Annotated in this window: 19 protein-coding genes; 2 read left to right on the forward strand and 17 right to left on the reverse strand. The window is 33.0% G+C overall.

What is annotated here, in order from left to right; all coding sequences use genetic code 11:
• The 9 genes from Q0829_RS07260 to Q0829_RS07300 form a co-directional block, all read right to left on the reverse strand.
• Complete coding sequence (locus Q0829_RS07260; protein WP_298541511.1) at positions 1–1,917, reverse strand: DUF3857 domain-containing protein; 1,917 nt, start codon at positions 1,915–1,917, stop codon at positions 1–3.
• Between the two features lie 25 nt (positions 1,918–1,942).
• On the reverse strand, positions 1,943–2,395 hold the full coding sequence (dtd, locus tag Q0829_RS07265; protein WP_298541512.1) for a D-aminoacyl-tRNA deacylase: 453 nt from the start codon (positions 2,393–2,395) through the stop codon (positions 1,943–1,945).
• A gap of 53 nt (positions 2,396–2,448) precedes the next feature.
• Entirely contained in the window at positions 2,449–3,402 is a 954-nt protein-coding gene (gene rsgA / locus Q0829_RS07270) for a ribosome small subunit-dependent GTPase A (RefSeq protein ID WP_298541513.1), read from the reverse strand.
• 50 nt (positions 3,403–3,452) lie between these two features.
• Positions 3,453–4,535 carry a bifunctional 3-deoxy-7-phosphoheptulonate synthase/chorismate mutase type II gene (locus Q0829_RS07275; RefSeq protein ID WP_298541514.1) on the reverse strand — a complete coding sequence of 361 codons (1,083 nt, stop codon included), beginning with the start codon at positions 4,533–4,535 and terminating at the stop codon, positions 3,453–3,455.
• A gap of 45 nt (positions 4,536–4,580) precedes the next feature.
• Positions 4,581–5,429, reverse strand: coding sequence for a prephenate dehydrogenase (locus Q0829_RS07280; RefSeq protein ID WP_298541515.1), 849 nt, complete (start codon positions 5,427–5,429; stop codon positions 4,581–4,583).
• A gap of 12 nt (positions 5,430–5,441) precedes the next feature.
• The gene (locus tag Q0829_RS07285) at positions 5,442–6,638 is read right to left on the reverse strand and encodes an aminotransferase class I/II-fold pyridoxal phosphate-dependent enzyme (protein WP_298541517.1); all 1,197 of its coding nucleotides are present in this window, start codon (positions 6,636–6,638) and stop codon (positions 5,442–5,444) included.
• On the reverse strand, positions 6,635–7,465 hold the full coding sequence (locus Q0829_RS07290; protein WP_298541518.1) for a prephenate dehydratase: 831 nt from the start codon (positions 7,463–7,465) through the stop codon (positions 6,635–6,637). Before Q0829_RS07290 ends, Q0829_RS07285 begins: the two co-directional genes overlap by 4 nt.
• 439 nt (positions 7,466–7,904) lie before the next feature.
• A complete protein-coding gene (kbl, locus tag Q0829_RS07295) occupies positions 7,905–9,092 on the reverse strand; it encodes a glycine C-acetyltransferase (protein WP_298541519.1) in 1,188 nt (395 codons plus the stop codon).
• 60 nt (positions 9,093–9,152) lie between these two features.
• Complete coding sequence (locus Q0829_RS07300) at positions 9,153–10,127, reverse strand: NAD-dependent epimerase/dehydratase family protein (RefSeq protein ID WP_298541521.1); 975 nt, start codon at positions 10,125–10,127, stop codon at positions 9,153–9,155.
• Between the two features lie 186 nt (positions 10,128–10,313).
• Between Q0829_RS07300 and Q0829_RS07305 the strand changes: the two genes are divergently transcribed.
• Positions 10,314–10,775 (forward strand): Lrp/AsnC family transcriptional regulator, encoded by a 462-nt coding sequence (locus tag Q0829_RS07305; protein WP_298541522.1) that lies wholly within the window; start codon positions 10,314–10,316, stop codon positions 10,773–10,775.
• Positions 10,776–10,847: 72 nt separating this feature from the next.
• Positions 10,848–11,741, forward strand: a complete 894-nt coding sequence (gene gldA, locus Q0829_RS07310) for a gliding motility-associated ABC transporter ATP-binding subunit GldA (protein ID WP_298541523.1) — start codon at positions 10,848–10,850, stop codon at positions 11,739–11,741.
• 17 nt (positions 11,742–11,758) lie between these two features.
• Here the strand turns inward: gldA and Q0829_RS07315 are convergent, their stop codons facing one another.
• From Q0829_RS07315 to Q0829_RS07350, 8 genes are all read right to left on the reverse strand, one after another.
• A complete protein-coding gene (locus tag Q0829_RS07315) occupies positions 11,759–12,163 on the reverse strand; it encodes a response regulator (protein ID WP_298541524.1) in 405 nt (134 codons plus the stop codon).
• A complete protein-coding gene (locus tag Q0829_RS07320; protein WP_298541525.1) occupies positions 12,150–14,075 on the reverse strand; it encodes a PAS domain-containing protein in 1,926 nt (641 codons plus the stop codon). Before Q0829_RS07320 ends, Q0829_RS07315 begins: the two co-directional genes overlap by 14 nt.
• Before the next feature lie 317 nt (positions 14,076–14,392).
• Complete coding sequence (locus tag Q0829_RS07325; protein ID WP_298541526.1) at positions 14,393–15,142, reverse strand: head GIN domain-containing protein; 750 nt, start codon at positions 15,140–15,142, stop codon at positions 14,393–14,395.
• Positions 15,139–16,257 (reverse strand): acyloxyacyl hydrolase, encoded by a 1,119-nt coding sequence (locus Q0829_RS07330; RefSeq protein WP_298541527.1) that lies wholly within the window; start codon positions 16,255–16,257, stop codon positions 15,139–15,141. Before Q0829_RS07330 ends, Q0829_RS07325 begins: the two co-directional genes overlap by 4 nt.
• Positions 16,258–16,353: 96 nt before the next feature.
• Positions 16,354–18,078 (reverse strand): RagB/SusD family nutrient uptake outer membrane protein, encoded by a 1,725-nt coding sequence (locus tag Q0829_RS07335; RefSeq protein WP_298541528.1) that lies wholly within the window; start codon positions 18,076–18,078, stop codon positions 16,354–16,356.
• A gap of 51 nt (positions 18,079–18,129) precedes the next feature.
• Positions 18,130–19,083, reverse strand: coding sequence for a methylenetetrahydrofolate reductase [NAD(P)H] (gene metF / locus Q0829_RS07340; RefSeq protein WP_298541529.1), 954 nt, complete (start codon positions 19,081–19,083; stop codon positions 18,130–18,132).
• A 35-nt stretch (positions 19,084–19,118) separates the two neighbouring features.
• Positions 19,119–22,259, reverse strand: coding sequence for a vitamin B12 dependent-methionine synthase activation domain-containing protein (locus Q0829_RS07345; protein WP_298541530.1), 3,141 nt, complete (start codon positions 22,257–22,259; stop codon positions 19,119–19,121).
• Positions 22,246–22,614 (reverse strand): four helix bundle protein, encoded by a 369-nt coding sequence (locus Q0829_RS07350; RefSeq protein WP_298541531.1) that lies wholly within the window; start codon positions 22,612–22,614, stop codon positions 22,246–22,248. The genes Q0829_RS07345 and Q0829_RS07350 overlap by 14 nt, the downstream gene beginning before the upstream one ends.

Consider the following 22,614-nt stretch of genomic DNA (forward strand, 5'->3'; position numbering starts at 1 on the left):
TTATTGTTGTTTAAGTACTATTTTTGATTTATCTGCATTACGAATTTTAGACATGAACTGTCTATATTCCTCATATTTTTCTTTTGGATATGAACCATCATTAATTCTTAATGTCCTAGAATATTTCAAAGTGGATTCATCTATTTTTTCGAGACTGTTTTTATACATCCCAAAAACAGTTTCAAAAACTTTCACTTCTGGAAGTTTGTTAATCGAATACCCTGCTGGAATGTTAATTATATATTCATCGGTATCTACGTATCCTCTGGAAATTACTAATGGAGTTTTTCTATCCTTATACTTTGTCATTTTACCATTTAAACGATTAAAAACATTAGGAATCACCAACAATCTACTTCCTGCCTTTGTCGCATAGTTTCTAGCATTTATTTTTACTTTTTCTTGGTACTCAATATTATCTTTATCATCTTCTAAATCCATAGATAGAATATTAAGATTATTAATGTGATCCCAGTACTCTTTAAAATATAGTTTTTGATCTTTAACAGATTCTAACTTTGTCAAATATCTCCAATCATATTGTAAACCTTTGGATACAGAAGTTACTTCCGCTTCGATAGATGCATCTGGTTGCAATGAAATTGTTGCCATCGTATGCAAAGTATTTTCCTCTGGTATATACTTCTTGGTCCTTTTGATTTCTCCTCCATCAGGTTTAACAACCAGCACATTTCTATCATCAGTTGTGGAATCATTATAATCAAATGGCAGTGTCTGACTCGTACATTCTAACCAAATATCTTTCTCTCCATCAGGAATATTAAGAATCACATGGTTTCCTTCTAAAGAAGCAAATTCAGGATCAATATTCCTCTTATAATCATCTCTCCAAACTACGCAGTAGTACGATTCTATACCTTGACTATCCAATAGTGCTTTCGTATAATTGGTTAATGCCTTACAGTCTCCATACCCTAATCTATCCACATCACTTGCTAGCATTGGCATCCATCCACCAATACCTAATTGAATACCAACATATCTAGACTTTTTTTGAACATATTCATATATCCTCTTTGCTTTTTCTCTATTGGTCTTAGCATCTGACACTAAAGCATCCACTTTATGAATGGTTTCCGGAGAAAGTTCACCTCTCCCTGACACCAAATTATCATACTGCCATTTACCAAAGGATTTCCAATCCATTGCAGATCCTTCTACATTAACTAATGAAAAATCTTTTAAAGCTACTTTTGCATTGGGTACTAATTCACGAATAGGAGGTCCTTTTTGTTCTGGTTCGATTGCCGCGATTTTAGACAACTTATAAGTCAGTTCCTGATCTCCCCTTTTTACATCTACCGGATACCCATTAAATTGTTTTTCGTTTGTCCTTAATGGTATTTTTTCGGGATTAATCACAGTATACTTTGATTCTTCAACACTTAAATACACTCCTCCTATTGGAAACCAAGGTCTAATCCAAGCTGTACTTTTATTCTCAGTTATACATTCATAAACTAAAGTATAAGGGTATTCTGTTGGTGTGTGTTCAAAATAAAGTATACGATTATCATCTACTAAAGATCCACCATCATAAACACTCCTATCTTTAAAATCTTTCCTTTTAATTTTTTTTACCTCCTGTCCTAAAGCATTGTAAACAATTGCTTGAACCTTTTTAATTTTGATCTCAGGATCATAATACTCTCTAGAATTAGCGTGACGATTTCCATATTTATTCAATACGGTAACGACTCTTTTCGTTTTTACGGTTACAGAACTTACTGAATTAATAGTAATCGCAATATCTTCTGATCTCACGATAGCATTGGCATTTTTAGTAAGTACCGAATCAATAAGTATGGATTGCAGACTAAGATCATCTTGAGCATTAACTTTCGCAGAAACACATAGAAAAACGGCAACCAGAATTAGTTGTACTTTTTTTTGCATATAAAATTTTATTTTGGGGTAGTTATTATTCTTTGTTTTTAGTATCTATAATTATGGTTACTGGTCCATCATTAAGAAGGGATACTTTCATATCTGCTCCAAACACACCAGTTCCAATGTTTTTACCCAACTCTAACTCTAGCTGTTTTACAAAATCTTCATACAGAGGAATTGCAGTTTCTGGTCTAGCGGCCTTGATATAACTTGGTCGGTTTCCTTTACGTGTACTAGCGTGTAACGTAAATTGACTTACTACTATAGCTTCACCATGTATATCAAGAATACTTTTATTCATTATACCATTATCATCCGCAAATATTCTTAATCGGCTTATTTTTCCAGACAACCATACAATATCTTCTTTAGTATCTTCTTCTTCGACACCAATCAAGATTAAAAGACCACAACCTATTTGTGAAATTTTTTCTCCTTCAACCTTAACAGACGCTTCAGAAACTCTTTGAACAACAGCTCTCATATGTATGTGTCTTTTGGAAAGGAAATGTTACCCTCTAAATTCAAAAAAAATAATTAATTTTCATTATCGTAGTGATTTTTCCTATAATGCTCTTCTTCTCCTTCTAAAATCTGCAAGTAGCTTTTATAGCGTGACCAAGGAATCTCTTCATTATCTAAGGCTTCTTTTACTGCACATTTTGGTTCATTTATATGTAGACAATTATTAAATTTACATTGTTGTTTAAGTTCAAAAAACTCAGGGAAATAATCACCAACCTCTTCTTTATCCATATCCACAATCCCAAAACCTTTGATACCAGGAGTATCAATAATTTTAGCATCAAAACTAAGGTCATACATTTCTGCAAAAGTAGTGGTATGCTGGCCTTGCTGATGTTGATCACTAATCTCTGCTGTTTTTAAAGACAAATCGGGCTCAATCAAATTTACTAATGTAGATTTACCTACACCACTATGTCCAGAAAACATACTAACCTTTCCTTCCATCAACGTTTTTACCTTATCAATATTCTTACCTGTTTTTGCAGAGATACCAATACATTCATAGCCTATTTCTCTGTATAAAGCCGCTAAATATTTTATTTCAAGGAGTTCATCTTGATCATACGTATCTATTTTATTAAATAGTAACACAGCTTTAATATCATACGCTTCCGCAGTCACCAAAAAACGGTCTATAAACGCAGTAAATGTAGGAGGATTATTAAGCGTAATCAATAAAAAAACCACATCAATGTTTGCCGCAATGATGTGGGTTTGCTTTGAAAGATTAACTGATTTTCGGATAATATAATTCTGGCGCTCTCTGATATTTTCGATCACACCTGTTTCTGTATCATTATTAGTTTCTAGCTTAAAATCCACTCTATCACCTACGGACACAGGATTGGTACTTTTAATACCTTTAATTCTAAATTTACCTTTAATACGGCATTCATACACCTTACCATTATCTGCTTTAACGGTATACCAACTTCCGGTAGATTTATATACAGTACCTGTCATAGACGCAAAGATGCGAATAAATCTCTATATCAAATAGGTATTATACATATTTAAGATTTAGCAACTTTTTTCTGATGATTGATTGATTCCTGGTGAATCGCCTTATATATTCTTAACATAAACTCTTCACTTAATCCTTTTTCTTCTCCTTCCAAAATCATCTTCCCTAGAATTTCATTCCAACGTTTGGATTGTAATATAGCTACATTTTGTTTTGCTTTAGCTTTACCAATCTCGTCTGAAATTTTCATTCTTTTAGATAAAATATCTAGTAGTTGATTGTCAGCTACATCAATTTTTGCACGTAATTCATTTAAGGTTCTTTGATATGCCTCATCTACGCCAACTTCTTTACGGATTTTTAAGTCTTTCATATGTTGAATTAAAGTATCTGGTGTAATTTGCTGTGCAGCATCACTCCAAGCATTATCCGGATCATAGTGTGTTTCTACAATTAACCCATCAAAATTAAGATCCAAGGCTGTTTGCGATAGATCAAAAATCAGATCTCTTCTTCCTGCAATGTGTGATGGATCCAAAATCAAAGGTAGATCTGGAAAACGATTCTGCAAATCGATAGGTATCTGCCATTCTGGAATGTTACGATATTTTGTTTTTTCATAGGTTGAAAAACCTCTATGAATTACTCCAAGATTTTTGACATCACAAGTATAAAAACGCTCTACCGCTCCTAACCAAAGTGATAAATCTGGATTTATTGGATTCTTAATCAAAACTGGATTATCAATTCCTCTACAAGCCTCTGCAATATCTTGTACAATAAAAGGAGAAACAGTACTTCTTGCTCCTATCCATAATACGTCTACACCGTGTTCCAAAGCTAACTCAACATGATGAGGATTTGCAACTTCCGTAGCGATTTTCATCCCAGTTTCTTCTTTGGCGCGTTGCAGCCATTTTAATCCTAAAGCTCCAACTCCTTCAAAATTACCAGGTCTTGTTCTCGGTTTCCAAATTCCTGCACGCAAAACCGTTGCATCCGACTCCTTAAGTTGATGCGCGATTTTAACTACTTGTTCTTCTGTCTCTGCACTGCAAGGACCTCCTATTACTAAAGGGTGATCTAAATTATATTCGTCTAACCAGGTTCTAAGTTCTTTCTTATTTTCCATCTCTATTTTTTATTCTCTATTAGTATTTTATTTTATGTGGTTATTTTATGATATTCCTTTCAGAATTGTTTTTATATGATTCGTGTCTTCCATTTCCTTATAGATTTCTACGAAATTATCTTCTTCCATAAGCTCCTTAAATTGAGTAAGGTTTGCTATATATTCATTTAAAGTTTCAATTACGTTCTCTTTATTATGCTTAAAAATTGGTGCCCACATTTCTGGGGAACTTTTTGCTAATCGAACGGTAGATGCAAATCCACTGCCCGCCATATCAAAAATATCTCTTTCGTTCTTTTCTTTTTCGATTACTGTTTTTCCTAACATAAACGAACTAATGTGTGACAAATGCGAAACGTATGCGATATGTTTATCGTGTGATGCAGGATCCATGTATCGAATTCGCATTCCTAATCTCGTAAAAATTTCCATTCCTCGTTCTTGTAATTTAAACGCGGTTTTTTCTACTTCGCATATGATATTGGTTTTTCCTCGATACAAATTAGCAATAGCCGCTTGCGGTCCAGAAAACTCTGTACCAGCAATTGGGTGTGCTGCAAGATAATTTCTTCGTTTAGGGTGATCACTCACAGAGTTACATAATTTCATTTTGGTAGATCCTACATCAAACACTAGACATTCATCGTTTATCTTATCCAAAATCTCCGGTAAAATTTTTACTGTAACATCTACAGGAATTGATGTAATCACTATATCCGCTTGATCTAACGCTGAAAAATTTGATTTTTTATCTATAAGACCTAAAGAAATAGCTTTATCAAGATGCTCTTCATTTTTATCAATACCGTAAATCTCTGCCTCATTAAATGCTGCTTTGATATCAATTGCAAATGACCCTCCGATTAACCCTATACCAATAACGAATACTTTCATGCTATTTACGAATTACGATTTTTGATTTACGATGCTATTATTCGCTACTTGTAGTTCTTCTTTCTTAAATCTCTCGATTGCTTCTCTTATATTTTCCTTAGTTACACATAGCGAAAAACGAATATATCCTTCTCCGTTACTTCCGAAAATATCACCTGGAGTAATAAATACACTATTCTGATATAATATAGTATCAATAAATTCCATTGCATTTATTCCGCTGGGTAATTTTGCCCAAACAAACATTCCTGTTGCAGTTTTATCGTAGGTACAACCTAGAAGGGAAGCCAGTTCCCAAATCAATTCTCTTCTTTCTCTATAGATAGTGTTCATTTCAGAATACCAACTATCCGAAATATTCAATGCTGCAATAGCTCCTTTTTGAATACCCTGGAACATTCCACTATCCATATTACTTTTTACCTTAAGAATAGCTTCTATTTTATCTTTGCTTCCGCTTACCATTCCTACTCGCCATCCAGCCATATTAAACGTCTTACTCAATGAGTTTAACTCCAATACGACTTCTTTAGCTCCATCAATCGACAGAATGCTTAACGGACTATCATTTAGTATAAAACTATATGGATTATCATTTATTAATAGAACGTTATGTTCTTTAGCAAAGGCAATAAGCTTCTTAAATAAATTGACATTTCCGTTGGCGCCGGTAGGCATATGCGGATAATTAATCCACATGATTTTCACTTTACTTAAGTCTTTTTTAGATAAAGCCTCAAAATCAGGTTCCCATCCATTAGAGTTCACTAAATCGTAAAATACAGGTTTAGCTCCGACCAAATTAGTTACTGATGTATATGTAGGATATCCAGGATTAGGGACTAATACCTCATCTCCTTCATTAAGATATGCTAATGATATATGCATAATCCCTTCTTTGGAACCCATTAAAGGGAGAATCTCATTTTCCGGATTTAGCTTTACTTCGTATTTATTACTATAAAAATCCGAGATCGCCTGCCTTAATTCTGGTAATCCCTGATAACTCTGATATTTATGAGCCCCATCTAAAACTACCGCACTTTGTATCGCTTGCACTACTTCTTTAGGTGGATCTAAATCAGGACTACCTATAGCCATATTCAAAATAGGTTTTCCAGAAGCCGCTAGTGCTCTTACCTCGCGCAATTTTTTAGAGAAATAATATTCCTCTACCGTCTCTAATCGTTTTGCCGTCTGAATGCTCATCCGTTTTGATTTTTATATTCTCCTAAAATTTTAAGCTCTAAAGCCATGATTTTTAATATTGAAATAGCTTTCTGATAATCTTCATATTTATTAAAAGTAACATCTACGAAAAAGGAGTATTTCCAAGGCATATCGATAACCGGTAATGATTGAATTTTAGTAAGGTTTAATCTACAATCACTCATTACGTTTAATACAGTAGCTAAACTTCCTCTTTTGTGATCCGTTAGGAACTTTAAAGATGCCTTATTAATTTCCTTGCTATTAACACCTGAATCTTCTTTTGTGTTCAGTATAAAGAATCTCGTACTATTAGATTTAATTGTCTGAATCTCTTTTGCCAAGACATTTAGCTTATATATATTGGCTGCCGTTTCTCCTGCAACTGCTCCAACACCCTTCAATTGTTGTTCTTGAATTCTTTTTGCTACATCTGCTGTATCCGCATCTTCAACCAACTTAATATGCGGTAGTCCTCTAAAAAATTCTTTACACTGAAGTAATGCCATAGGATGAGAATATACTTCTTTTATATCCAAAATTTCTTGCCCATCCAATGCCATCAAACAATGATGAATAGGCTGAAAGTATTCTCCACAAATAGTTAAATTGTGCTCATCAATATATGCATAATTAGGAATAATAGAACCTGCTATAGAATTTTCTATCGCCATTACTGCGTCTGTACTTTTCTGATTCTCTAAACTATGAACAAGTTCTTGAAACGACATGCATTCATCTACATCAACTGCTTCACCAAAATATGCTTGCGCAACTCCGTGATGATATGATCCTTTTATTCCTTGTATGGCAACCTTCTTTTTCATCAGTTGTTCTTCTTCTTTTTCAATGGTCTGATGGAATTCGCTATTTTAACATTTTTACTCAAATTAATGCAATCACTATAGCTCATTTCAAACGTTATAAATTTTTATCTCAAAAAAAAATCCCGATTTTTCATCGGGATTCTAGTTTTATAAATTTTGCTGATTTATTTACATAGCGATCCCATTCTTACTTTTAAAATAAAAGAAGAAAAAATAAAATCGGTTCCAAGTAAATAAATTGCTCATTGTTGTTTCTTTATTACGTTGCTAAAGTAGCTAAAACTATAACTATACAAAATAAATTTTCATTTTTTTCATCGATTCATAGCTATTATCATTAAATATCAAATTTTTAATGATATTCAATGAAATATTTCAAATAAACAATCGCATATAATAAGAATCTTCTATGTTTTAAGACACTAACAAACGTTAGTAATTATATTACACCCAGTTCTTTACCTACTTTGGTAAATGCTTTTACAGCTTTTTCAAGATGCTTACGATCATGACCAGCAGACAATTGCACTCTAATTCGTGCTTTTCCTTGTGGCACTACCGGATAAAAGAACCCTATTACATAAATACCTTCATCTAACAACTTAGCTGCAAATTCTTGTGCTAGTGTTGCTTCATATAACATTACCGGAACAATTGGATGATCCCCTGGTACAATATCAAATCCTGCAGCGGTCATTTCTGATCTAAAATATCTGGTATTTTCTTCTAATTTATCTCTAAGTGCTGTAGACGAACTAAGCAAATCTAGTACTTTAATAGATGCTCCCACTATTGATGGAGCTACTGTATTAGAAAACAAATAAGGTCTGGAGCGTTGTCTTAGCATCTCCACAATTTCTTTTCTAGCTGCTGTAAATCCACCAGAAGCTCCTCCAAGTGCTTTACCATAGGTTCCTGTAATAATATCTATTCTGCCCATTACATCTCGATACTCATGAGTTCCGCGACCTGTTTTACCAAGAAAACCAGTAGAATGACACTCGTCTATCATTACCATCGCTTCATATGTATCTGCCAAATCACAAATTTTATCTAACTGTGCAATGGTACCGTCCATAGAAAAAGAACCATCTGTTACGATCAATATTCTTCTTGATCCTTTAGCAGATTCCAACTGTTTTTTCAGATCTACCATATTATTGTGCTCATATCTAAAACGTTTTGCTTTGCATAAACGAATACCATCTATGATAGATGCATGATTTAAAGAATCCGAAATTATTGCATCTTCTGCGGTAAGAATTGGTTCAAAAAGGCCTCCATTCGCATCAAAAGCTGCTGCATACAAAATACAATCTTCCATTCCTAAAAACGCTGCAGTCTTACGCTCTAATTCTTTATGAATATCCTGCGTACCACAGATAAATCGTACTGAAGACAATCCATAACCGCGAGAATCAATTGCATCTTTACCTGCTTTTATAACCTCAGGATTAGATGAAAGACCTAAATAGTTATTCGCGCAAAAATTCAATACATGTTTTGTATTTGTAGTATCTATTTCTGCTCCTTGGGGAGTTGTGATTATTCTTTCGGCTTTATATAGTCCTGCTGATTTAATTTCTTCTATTTCTTTTTGTAAGTCGTCTTTTATATTTGAAAACATGGTTAGTTATTCTTTATTTTTATTGCTAATTATCTATTTCTTATCTTGATGAGACATGTTTTAAAACATTAAAATCTCCTTATTTTGTGAACCTTTCTTATATCCTTCTTGTAATTTTTGGATCATTATCTCTGTAATATCTTTCAGATTAAACTCTGGTTGCCATCCCCAATCTTTTATAGCAGAGGTATCATCAATTGATCTTGGCCACCTTGAAGCAATTTCCTGTCTGAAATCCGGTTTATAATTCACTTTAAAATCAGGATATAATTTACGAATTTCGGCAACAACTTCTTCAGGAGAAAAACTAATTCCTGCAACATTATAAGAAGTTCTTACAGTAATACTTTCTTTTGGTGCTTCCATTAGTTCGATTGTTGCTCTAATCGCATCATCCATAAAAATCATAGGAAGTGTTGCATCTTCTTTCAAGAAACAATTAAATTCTTCTTCTAACACTGCTTTATGATAAATATCTACTGCATAATCGGTTGTTCCTCCTCCAGGTAATGATTGATACCCAATAACTCCAGGATACCTAATAGATCTAACATCCAAACCATATCTCATAAAGTAGTATTGTGCCCAATTTTCTCCAGCCGCTTTACTTATACCGTATACCGTTGCCGGATTAAGATACGCATCATCTGGTGTGTTCTCCAAAGGTGCACCTTCTCCAAAAACTGCAATTGAACTTGGAAAAAACACTTTATCAATATTATTATCCCTAGACACTTCCAAAACATTAAACAATGTCTTCATATTAATATCCCAAGTAGCTAATGGGGTTTCTTCACCCTTTGCCGATAAAATCGCAGCTAAATGATATATTTGAGTTATGTTATATCTTTCTACAATTTCCTGAATTCTACCCTTATCTGTGGCGTCTATAATTTCGAAAATGCCCTTATGATTATCGTTTTCTTTAAGATCTGAAGCTATTACATTTTCTATTGTATACTTCTTCCTAAGTTCCTTAGTCAACACTGAACCTAATTGACCATTTGCTCCAATTACTAAAATTTTTGTATCCATCTTCGTTCTTAAAATTTTAACACTTACTAAGCATTATTCACTTACTAAATTACTAATAGCAACTTTTATATCCGATTTTTATCAAAAACTAAGTAATTATTCCTTCATATTTAAATTATACAAGCTATATTTACTTTTACAATACGCTTAATTATCTATTTTAAAGTAATTTTTTACCATAACTAAATGGAACAATTAGATCAGACTGACACCACAATTCTTAGAATTCTTCAGAGAGATTCTAAAAAAACTGCAAAAGAAATAGCAATGATTCTCAATCTAACACCATCTCCTGTTTATGAAAGAGTTAGGCGATTAGAAAAACAAGGTTTCATAAAAAAATATGTAGCAATTCTTGATAAAAAACTAATAGACAGATCAATAACAACTATCTGCCAAGTTTCTATGCGATATCATAATGAAGCTTTTATCGAGAAATTCGAAGAACAGATTCAGAATTTAGATGAAGTTCAGGAGTGTTATCATATGGCTGGACAAGTAGATTTTATTTTAAAAATCCACACCAAAAGCCTGGAAGAGTATCATGATTTTGTAAAAACGAAGCTTTCCAAAATTGAAAACATTGGAGTACTGAACAGTACATTTGTTTTAAAAGAAATCAAACATTCTTCTGAGTTTTATATTTGATCAAAACATAAATATCAATAAAACCCGTTAGTATGGGAAACTTTATTGTTTATTTTTGATAAAAATTATTTCATGTCGATTTCAGTTTCGAATATTTCCAAAATATATGATCAGCAAAATGCTTTAAAAGAAGTTTCTTTTGAAGTAAATGAAGGAGAAATTGTAGGTTTTTTGGGTCCTAATGGTGCCGGTAAGTCTACAATGATGAAAATCTTAACCACATATTTGGATCCTTCAGAAGGGAAAGCATTGGTGAATGGTTTTGATATAAGTACGCAACCAATTGATGTACAAAGGAATGTTGGCTATCTTCCTGAACACAATCCTCTATATTTAGAAATGTATGTAAGGGAATATTTATCGTTTAATGCTCAGGTATATAAAATTTCAAAATCCAGAATAGAAGAAGTCATTAAACTAACTGGTCTTACACCAGAATCGAACAAAAAAATAGGTCAATTATCTAAAGGTTATCGTCAAAGAGTTGGATTAGCTTGTGCATTATTACACGATCCAAAAGTTTTAATCCTCGATGAACCTACTACGGGTCTTGATCCAAATCAACTGGTAGATATTAGAGAACTAATTAAATCGGTTGGCAAGGAAAAAACTGTTTTCCTTTCTACACATATCATGCAAGAAGTAGAAGCCATGTGTGATCGTGTTATTATAATTGATCAAGGCACAATAGTAGCTGACAAGAACTTAAACGAAATGATGGATCAAACGGATCAGATTATTGAAGTCGAGTTTGATTATCGAGTTGAAGAAGCTTTCTTACTAAAACTTGACCACATAAAAAATGTTAAGAACATTCATGGATTTGCCTATCAACTCGTATTTGATACAACTACGGATATGCGCTCTACCGTTTTTGATTTTGCACATGATAATGAGTTAAAAATTCTTCAACTTTCAAGAAAAAACAAAGATTTAGAGAGTCTATTTAGAGAGTTAACAAAGTAAACTTATAACAAGTACATCTAGCTAGCATTTTCAAAGTCTTGTAATACTTCTTTTAACATTTCTACTGTAACTGGCTTTACAATATAATCACAAACTTCCTCATAAGATTTTGCTCTAAGCACATCTTCAGGATCAACAGATGAAGAAACTATATATATTGTTATCTTCTTTCTACAAGGGATTTTAACAAATTCATCTAGAAATTGCCACCCATCTAGTATAGGCATATTCAAATCTAACAAAATAACATCCGGAACATTTTGGTTTTCAGAAATAATAGATTTTAAATTATCTAATGCTTCTTTTCCATTTTTAAAAACCAGAAGATTATTACAAAAACCTATAATCTTTATTATTCGTTTAATACCGAAAACAAAAATTGGATCATCATCAATTACACAGGCTACATCAATCTTTCTCATGTTTCATAAAAATTTTAAAAGTTGTACCTGAATTCACTTTACTTTCAACTTCAATTCGACCACCAATAGCTTCTACTTGATTTTTGGTTATAAATAAACCAATACCTCTGGATTTTTCGATACTAGGATGAAATGTTTTATACATGCCGAATAACTTTGATTGATGCTTCTCAAGATCAATCCCGAGTCCATTATCTTCAATACTTAACACTACTTCGTTATTTTTCTTAGTAGTCCTTAAAGTAACATAACTATCTTTTTCTTTGGCGCTGTACTTAATCCCATTGGTAATAAAATTAAGCAATATACTATCTAAATATGCCGGAATAGCTAATACTTTAATCCCTTCATCAACCTTATTGTTTATAGTTACATTAGACTCAATTGCAATCGCCTGCACACTTCTTGTAGCTTCATCAATAGACTTTTTTAAATCTATAGGCACTAAACTTTCATTTATTGAGGTATTTATTAGTACAACTTCATTTAAATGTGAAATCGTTTCTGAAAGGTTTTGAGATGCTGTCTTAAAAAGCTGGGCTATTTCATTAGTTCGCATATCTGGATTCTCCTGAAAAAACAAATCCAAAAGCATTTCAAAATTTCCGGAATGGGACTTAAGGTTATGCGAAACAATATGGGCAAAATTTTTCAATCTTTTATTTTGGCCTTCTGTTACCTTCAGTAAAGATTTAAGCTCTTGTTCTCTTTTTATTTTTGTAATATCCGAAGCGTGAAATATTAGCCCTCCTACTTTGTTTTCATTAGAATACCAAGGGCGAAGTTCCCAAGACAACCACTGAATAGTGCCATCTTCTCTTTCCACACATTCTTCGTCATTTTTTATAACTTCACCTTCTAGACACTTTTGATAATTAGATTTCCATTTTTCAGCTATTTCAGGTAATACCCTAAAATGTGATTCTCCAATTACATTTCTATCTTTTATATTATAAACTTCAAACCACTTTTTTGATGCAGCTAAATAGTTCATTTTACGATCAAACATAGCAATTGCACTTGGTGTTTGTTCAATAAAAAGCTTATTACGCTCAAAATCCTTTTTCTTTTTAGTAATTTCTTGATGAGACCCTATCATCCATTCAGGGTTTCCTTGATCATCCCAACTTACTACTCTTCCTTTGTCCAACACCCATACATAGTCTCCGTTTTTATGTTTCATTCGAGCTTCACATTCATAAATTGAAGTCTCTCCATCAAAATGTTCTTGTAAAAGTTTATTAGATTTCTCAAGATCCTCTGGATGGGAGTATTCCATCCAAGTATTAATAGTAGTTGGTTCTAACTCATAAAGCGAGTAACCGATAATTTCTGCCCAACGTTCATTAAAAACAGTTTCTCCTGTTTGCACATTCCATCGCCAAGTACCTAAATCTGTACCATCGATGATATGTTCAAAGAAATTTATTCTCTTCCTAAGATCTTGTTCTGCTCTTTTAACTTGCGTAATATCAGTATGCGCACCAAGCATTTTTCTGGGCGTCCCTTCATCATCTCGTAAAATTATCCCCCTACATTTAATCCAAACCGTATGACCCAATTTATGACGATATCTTACAATTTGATCGAATGGATACGATGGATCTTGGGAATGTTTAGAAAAATTAGCGTATACTCGTTTTAGGTCATCTTTATTGATAATATCCTGCCAAGCGGATGATTTATGAGGCATTTTATTCGGATCATATCCTAACGTAATCCAGAACTTAGGATTCATCCATTCATTTTCAGGTTTGTCTAAATCCCAAAACCAAAGTCCATCAATCGCTGCGTCCTGTAAGAATTCAAAAATTGAATCATCTTTTTTGATAAGATTGTATAATTCCTTCTTTAAATAATTTTCTCTATCACTTGAAATAGGGTTTACTTCTATATTTTCTCGTTCTTTCATAGCACAATTCCTTAGATTTTATAATGGGGGATTCTATTGGAAGGATTACATCAATGTATGAATTATTAACCACATTATGCAATAATAAAAACGCAATACTTTTACGGTATTAGTGTATATTTCTCTTTGAAAAACATTTAAAAAACTATAATAACAAAAACAACATAAATTCCTTTAAAACATATAGGTAAGAGGACGCTAACAATACTAATGACTTCGTGGAAAAGTTTAATAAACAAAATAAAAACCCGAACAAAGAAAGCTCACACCTTTTTAATAAAACAGAGAATATTCCTTTATTTAAACAAGAATATGGTTTATTGAAATATTAATCTACCAGTAAAAAACTCTTCAACTTCTATTATTGAAGGTCTATTTATAGAAATAACGTCTCCAGTACTTAATATCTCTCCTTTAATCGATTGCTGAGGATTTACAATTATCTTATTTGTTCCTCGATGAAAGACTTCTACATTTTCTGCAATAAGTTCTGATCCTTCAAATCGTCCTGTTCCGGAGAAAAACCCGATGTCTAGGTTTATAACATTCCCTTTTACAAAAAAAGAAGCAATATTGTTTCCTACGACAGACAATCTTTCAGTATCAATTTCTATAGTAAAAGTACCCGTAGTATTACCCCCATTATCTTCATTAAAATCCTCTGACAACAATCTTAATGAAGGATATCTTAAAACTCCATCAGAAGAAATACCAAACTGTGTTTCACTTCTAATTTCAGTAATATTAGGAGCTGTAACAAAAATTTTGGTTTGATTAAAATCTCTGACAAAATTGCAATCGTTTGTATTACTCAGAATTAGACGATCTCCTTCTACAACTGTAGATACTTCATCGAGTAAATTATCCCCTGTTTCTATAATCACAGAAGTTGTTTCCCCTTCTTTTAGGATTAATTCAACTCCTGGATTGACTAAAATTCTTGTGAAATCAGAAATCTCAACTTCTTGTCTTATAATATCTCCGGTTCTTTGGAAACAGTCCAAAGCATTTTCCGTATCGCAAGCGATAAATAAAAAAACTGACACTATTAGGGTTATTCTTTTCATAATCTGTATCCAATTGAAAACTCTACCGCCTCGGCTTTAGCCGCATGCGATCTTACTGTAATCGATCCGAATATATTTTTATTGAAATAATATCGCGCTCCAAAACGATTATATACTTGTCCCTCAAAATCATAGGGATAATAAGCATAATAACCTAATTGAGTAAGTATTGATATTTTATTAATTCTTAATTCATGTCCAAAAAAAACTCCAACTCTTTTTGAGTCTTCATCACCTGTAGTTCCATCATTAAAACTTCCTGTAGATCTAAAATCTATAAACCTTTCGAGTGCTTCTGAAAAAAACAGTTCTACTCCTAACTGAACACTACTCTTCTTATTCAATCGCTTATCTGCAAAAGCTCCAATAGTATAGAACGGATATTGACCAGATCCTACGACATCACTTTCATTAATTCCTCCTCGAAAAATAAATCCATAACCAATACGTTCAGAACCTCTAACAGCTCCTTTTTCTTTTTCAATATATTTAGGGTATTCTGTATCTAATAAATAATTAAGACCCACATTAAAAACAAAAGTATTAGTACTTTTATTAGGTGCTTTAAAGTTCGCATTAGAATAATGAATCACTCCTAACCCAGTTTGCAACCCTAATCCCCCAATTATATTTTCTTTTTTTAGATTTAACATAGCAAAAGTAGAACTCATAAAATGAGAACCATAGGCTACATTTCTAAAGTTATTATCTTCATCATAAGGACTTGTTGTATATGCCAAGCCTTGCCCAAGTCGCAGCATCAAAATTCGGTTAAGAAAATAAAAATTATAATGCGCATAGAGTCCATAGTTTTCTCCTAAAAACTCATTATCCATATTTTGATAAATAAACGACACTCCATAATCTGGAGAATTATACAATTGCTGCCATTCTTTATTACCAAAAGTTTTTCGATTTACAGAAAGAATAACTCCTGATGGATGTCCTGTAATTAAATGTGATATATCAGGATTATGTTTCAGAATAGTTCCGTAGAAATTATTTACATCAAAACTATAGTACGCTTTGCTGTAATCAGAATCTGTCTGGTCTTCATATTGTGCAAACCCCTGAAGAGAAAAAATAAAAAAAAGTATAGTAGTCCGTAAAATCATTCCGGCAAATGTAGTAATACCTTTTTAAACACTCTAAGTACTTCTAAATTACTGTTAGAAATAAACTTATTATAAAACAAAGATTCTTTTAAAAAATTAATATCCTGGATTTTGAACTGTATTGGGGTTAAGATTAATTTCAATCTGCGGTATTGGCCAGATAAATTCATGGGATTGAAAATCTTTCACATCTCCTGGATTGTTAATATTAAATGAATTAATTGTTGATTCTAATCTTTGTGTTCTTATAAGATCATCTTTACGATGTCCTTCGAAACACAACTCCAATTGACGCTCTTTCAGAATTGCATCTAAAAACTCTTCCTGGGTTAAACCATCTGTTAATTCATAATCTATAGAACCAAAGGCCCGCCTTCTAACTTCATTAATTGCATTATAAGCTGCTGGTGTAGGTCCATTAATTGCGTTTTCTGCTTCAGCAATCAACAAGAGAATATCTGCATACCGTAAATAAGGAAAATCAAAAGATTCTCCATTCCTAATAACGGGTAATGATACATCTTTTTTAAATTTATAAGGCCTCCAATTGGCTATATCTTCAGTATTTGTTGCAATACCATTTTGTACTGTAAACGTGGATATATTCTGATTAAATCTTTGATCGTTTATGTTTAATGGAAAAGCTATTGGACCTTCAAAATAATTTTCTAAAAAACTAGGAACTAATAGCAGGTTATCTTCTATAGCCAACCCTAAAGGTCCCCAAAGCACACCATAATTACTCCCTTCGTTAGGATCATCTGAACTGAAATCTATTGAAAAAATAATCTCGCTATTATTAACTTCATTAGACACATTAAAAACATCTTCATAATTTGGTTCTAAACTGTACCTGCCTTGAAGTCTTTCAAATTGCTCTAATGCTTTTTGATACTTATCAGCTTGAAAAAGTGGAAAACCTGCCATTTGGATATATACCTTACCTAATAATGCTTGAGCAGCTGACACCGAAGCTCTATTATTGGGACCGGAAACCATTAGATTATCTTGAGCATATTCTAAATCTGCAACTATCAAATCATAAACTTGCTCTGTATCCTGAATAAAAACAGGAGGGTTATTAATATCAATATTATTTCCAGAAGTGGTCAAAACCGGGTTACCATATAATTTTACTAAATTAAAATATAATAATGCCCTTAAAAACCTTAATTCACCAGTAAGCAACTCTTTATCTATCTCCGGATTAGAAATCGGATCAATTGATTCAAGAAATTCTATTCCTGTATTAGCTTCTATTATGGTTTCGTAATGACTAACCCAAATATCATTTATAATCGTATTAGTTGGCGTAAGGTCGAATTTATCTAATCCTCTATAATTAGAAGAAATTGTAGTGTTAGTCGAGACTATATCTACTCCAATGTCCCCCCAGTACATAGAGTAACCACCAGAATCAAAAAGCGTATTATCTTTTAAACGAGCATAAATAGTATTAATAAGAAAATTAATATCTAAAGGATCTGGTTCTATAACTACCACATCATCTACTATAATAGTCAGTAAGTTAAGTTGACCAGGCTCTATGACAAATTCTTCATTTATTGTATCTCCAGGAACACTAACCATAACAGTATAAGTTCCTTCGGACAAATTTTCGAAAAACACTTCGCCATTTTCATTTGTGATTTTTTCAATATCGTTAGGTAGTATTTTAACAATAGCACCTAAAACTATAATATTATTTTCTGTTACTACTGTTATTTTTATATCTCCAGTGCGCAACTGAACATCATCATCATTTTTACATCCAAAAATAGTAAAAACAAAAACAATAAGAAAAAACACCTTATTTTTCATCAAATTACTTATTAAATTATCAATACAAAATAAAAGTTTATTTATGAGTAATTAAAATACTTCTGAAGCTATTTTCTTTATATTATCCGACTTACCCATTGAATAATAGTGTAAAACCGGAACTCCGTATTCCATCAATTCTTTTGATTGTTGTATAGCAAATTCAATTCCTACTTCTCTAATTTCTTTATTTGTTTTACAACTTTCTACTGCTCTTACCAATTCATCAGGCATATCCAATTTAAAAACTTGTGGTAATAGTTGCAAATGTCTTTTTACTGCTACTGGTTTGATTCCTGGAATGATAGGCACGTCAATACCTGCTTCTCTCGCTTTCTCTACAAAGGCAAAATATCTCTTATTGTCAAAAAACATTTGTGTTACCACATAATCTGCACCTGCATCTACTTTGTCTTTTAGTCTTCTAATATCAGAATCCATAGATGGTGCTTCCATATGTTTTTCTGGATATCCTGCCACTCCAATACAAAAATCGGATTGGTTATCACTCTCTATCACCTCATGAAGAAATCGCCCATTATTCATATTTACGATTTGTTCTACCAATTCATTAGCATAACAATGGCCTCCATTTGTGGGATTAAAATACTTTTCTTCCTTCATAGCATCGCCACGAAGCGCCATTACATTATCTATTCCCAAATAATGACAATCTACAAGTAGATATTCAGTTTCTTCTTTTGTAAAGCCACCACAAAGTACATGTGGAATAGTATCCACATTATATTTATGTGTTATTGACGCACAAATTCCTACAGTTCCTGGACGCATACGAGTCAACTTTTTATCCAATAAGCCTTCTCGATCGATATAAATAAATTCTTCTCTAGAAGTAGTTACATCAATAAACGGAGGATTAAATTCCATCAAAGGATCTATATTATCATAGAGTTCCTGTATACTTCTCCCTTTTTGTGGTGGTATTAACTCAAAAGAAAATAAGGTCTTTCCTTTTGCATTTTTTATGTGATCTGTAACCTTCATTAATGTATAGTTCTAAGTTGGTAATTTTCTTTTAGTTAGTCAATAAGATTTGGGTTGAGCCACTTTTTAGCGTATTCAAAGTCAATACTCTTTCTTTCTGCAAAATCTCTTACCTGATCTTCTTTTATTTTACCTAATCCAAAATATCGGGCTTCAGGATTTGCGAAATAGTATCCCGACACTGATGCCGCAGGCCACATTGCTAATCCTTCAGTTAGCTCAACATTTATTTTTTCTTTGACTTGTAAAACTTCCCAGATTGTAAGTTTTTCCAGGTGATCTGGACAAGCTGGATATCCTGGAGCTGGTCTAATCCCTTTGTATGATTCTTTAATTAACTCATCATTAGTGAGTTGTTCTTCACTAGCATATCCCCAGTCTTCTTTACGTACTTTTTTATGTAAATACTCTGCAAAAGCTTCTGCTAATCGATCCGCCAATGCTTTGATCATTATTGAATTATAATCATCGTGATCTGCTTCAAAAGCTTCAGCCAGCTCTTTGGTTCCAAAACCCGTAGTTACGCAAAAACATCCCATATAATCTTGTCTATTCGACTCTTTTGGTGCAATAAAATCTGCTAGAGCAAAATTAGGTTTACTTGCATGCTTCTTCAATTGTTGTCGGAGTGTTCTGAATCTAAAATTACCCGCACTTCGACTTGGCTCAGTGTAAGGGTATTTAATTTCAATATCATCATCATTAACTGTGTTAGCTTCAAACAAACCATAAACCGCTTTGGCGCCTAATAGTTTTTCATCAAACACTTTTTGCAATAACTCTTGCGCATCTTTAAACAAGGAAGTAGCTTGTTCTCCAACCACATCATCCGTTAAAATTGCTGGATACTTACCATGTAAATCCCAAGACCTAAAAAATGGTGTCCAATCAATAAAAGGTTCTAATTTTTTCAAATCAAAATCTTCAATAACCTCTACTCCTAGTTTATTAGGTCTAGTAATTTCAGAAAAAGACCAGTCAATCTTATATTTATTTATTCTTGCTTCTTCTATGGATAAATATTCTTTCTGTTTGGTTCTTTTCAGAAAACCTTCTCTAAACTTTTCATAATCCTCTTTAAGGTCTCCCACATACTTTTGATTGCTTCTCTTATTAAGCAAATCTCCAACAACCGTAACTGCTCTGGAAGCATCATTTACATGGACTACGGCATTCTTGTATTGCGGATCAATCTTAACTGCTGTATGTGCTTTAGATGTAGTAGCACCACCAATCAATAATGGAACTTTAAAATTTCTGCGCTCCATTTCTTTTGCTAAAAACACCATTTCATCAAGAGATGGAGTTATTAATCCACTTAGCCCAATGACATCTACTTGTTCATCAATCGCCGTTTGAATAATTTTCTCTGGTGGAACCATTACTCCTAGATCCACAATCTCGTAGTTATTACAGCCCAGAACTACTGATACTATATTTTTACCAATATCGTGAACATCTCCTTTTACAGTAGCCATTAAAACCTTACCAGCCCCTCCCGTCCCCAAAGGGGAAGCTTTTTCAATAGTTTCTAAAATTTCATCTAATACAAAATCAATTTCATTTATTACTTGTTTATTTGTAAAACGAATAACTTTATACCCTTCTTTCTCCAACCATTCGGTTCGTTCTTTATCACTTGATTTGTTTTCAGGAAGTTGATGAATTGAACCGTCTATTTCAATTATTAAGTTTTCTTTCAAACAAATAAAATCTGCTATATAAGAACCTATTATATGTTGTCTCCTGAATTTGTATCCATTCAAATTTTTACCACTTAAAGCTTTCCAAAGAAAAGATTCCGCTTCTGTTGGTTGGTTTCGCATTCTTCCTGCATGTTCCTTCATTAATCCGTACAAAACGGGATCTGCGGTTTTCCAGTGCTGCTCCCCCTTTGGGGGTTGGGGGGCATTCTTTTTTTTCTCTTCCTCTATATATGGCAAAAGATATGCTACAGCTTTTTTCATAACCCTTGCAGATTTTACTACTTGTGGCAAGAACATTTTACCAGATCCAAAAAGGTCTCCAACTACATTCATACCTACCATCAAGTTACCTTCAATTACTTCTATAGGCTTTTCAGCAGCTTGTCTTGCTTCTTCTACATCCTCTACGATATATTGATCAATTCCCTTTACTAAAGCTCTTGTAATGCGATTTTGTAGTGATTCTTCTCTCCAGGAAAGATCAACTGTTTTTTCCTTACTAGTTCCAACAACGGTTTCTGCAAAGTCTAATAATCTTTCTGTGGCATCATCTCTGCGGTCCAGAATTACATCTTCTACATGCTCAAGCAGGTCTTTTGGAATATCATCATATACTTCGAGCATCGCAGGGTTTACAATACCCATATTCATACCAGCTTTAATAGCATGATATAAAAACACTGAATGCATCGCTTCCCGAACCGGGTTATTTCCTCTAAATGAAAACGAGACATTACTTACTCCACCACTTACACTACAGTGTGGAAGATTCTCTCGAACCCATCTTGTTGCTTCAATAAAATCGATAGCATTTTTTCGATGTTCTTCCATTCCTGTTGCTACAGGAAAAATATTTAGATCAAAAATGATATCTTCAGGAGGAAATTTTACCCGATTTACAAGAATATCATAGGATCTTTTAGAAATTTCTATTCGACGTTCGTAATTATCGGCTTGACCAACTTCATCAAAAGCCATAATAATAACTGCAGCTCCATACCTTTTTATTTTCTTAGCATGAGCAATAAATTCTTCTTCTCCTTCTTTTAAGCTAATCGAATTGACTACGCATTTCCCTTGAACAACTTGTAGTCCAGCTTCAATAATATCCCATTTAGAACTATCGATCATAATAGGTACTCTGGCAATATCAGGTTCTGCCATTATGAGATTAAGAAATCGTACCATGGCTTCCTCACCATCGATCAGACCATCATCCATATTGATATCGATCACCTGTGCGCCACCTTCTACCTGATGTCTTGCAATATCTAAAGCTTCATCAAATTTTTCTTCCTTAACTAACCGTAAGAACTTTCGGGATCCTGCTACATTAGTTCGCTCCCCAACATTGATAAAGTTAGTCTCTGCTGAAACAATCATAGGTTCCAGTCCAGAGAGTTTTAGGTACTTTCTAGTTGATGGTTGAGAGTTATCTGTTGATAGATTATGTGGTTTATTTTCTATCATCCCTTATTTTTTTATAATAGTTTATAAATCCACTTAATAGCTTTTTACATTTTAAAATCTGGATAAAAAGATTTTCATGATCTTTAGTTTGAATATAATCCTGATCCAAAGCCAAATAAGATTGCGTCTCTAATTCGTATAATGACCCTCTTGAAACATGTAAAAACTGCAACGTATCCGCTGAAGTTCTTCTTCCACAACCTTCAGCTATATTTGATGGTATGGAAACTGCACTTCTTCTCATCTGACTTGTTAATCCATATAATTCATCCTTAGGAAACTCTTTTGTTACTTCATACAAAACATTAACCAATATTCTTGATTCTTTCCAAACCTCTAATTCTACGTACTCCAT

This window comes from uncultured Aquimarina sp. (assembly GCF_947492405.1).
GTDB lineage: Bacteria > Bacteroidota > Bacteroidia > Flavobacteriales > Flavobacteriaceae > Aquimarina.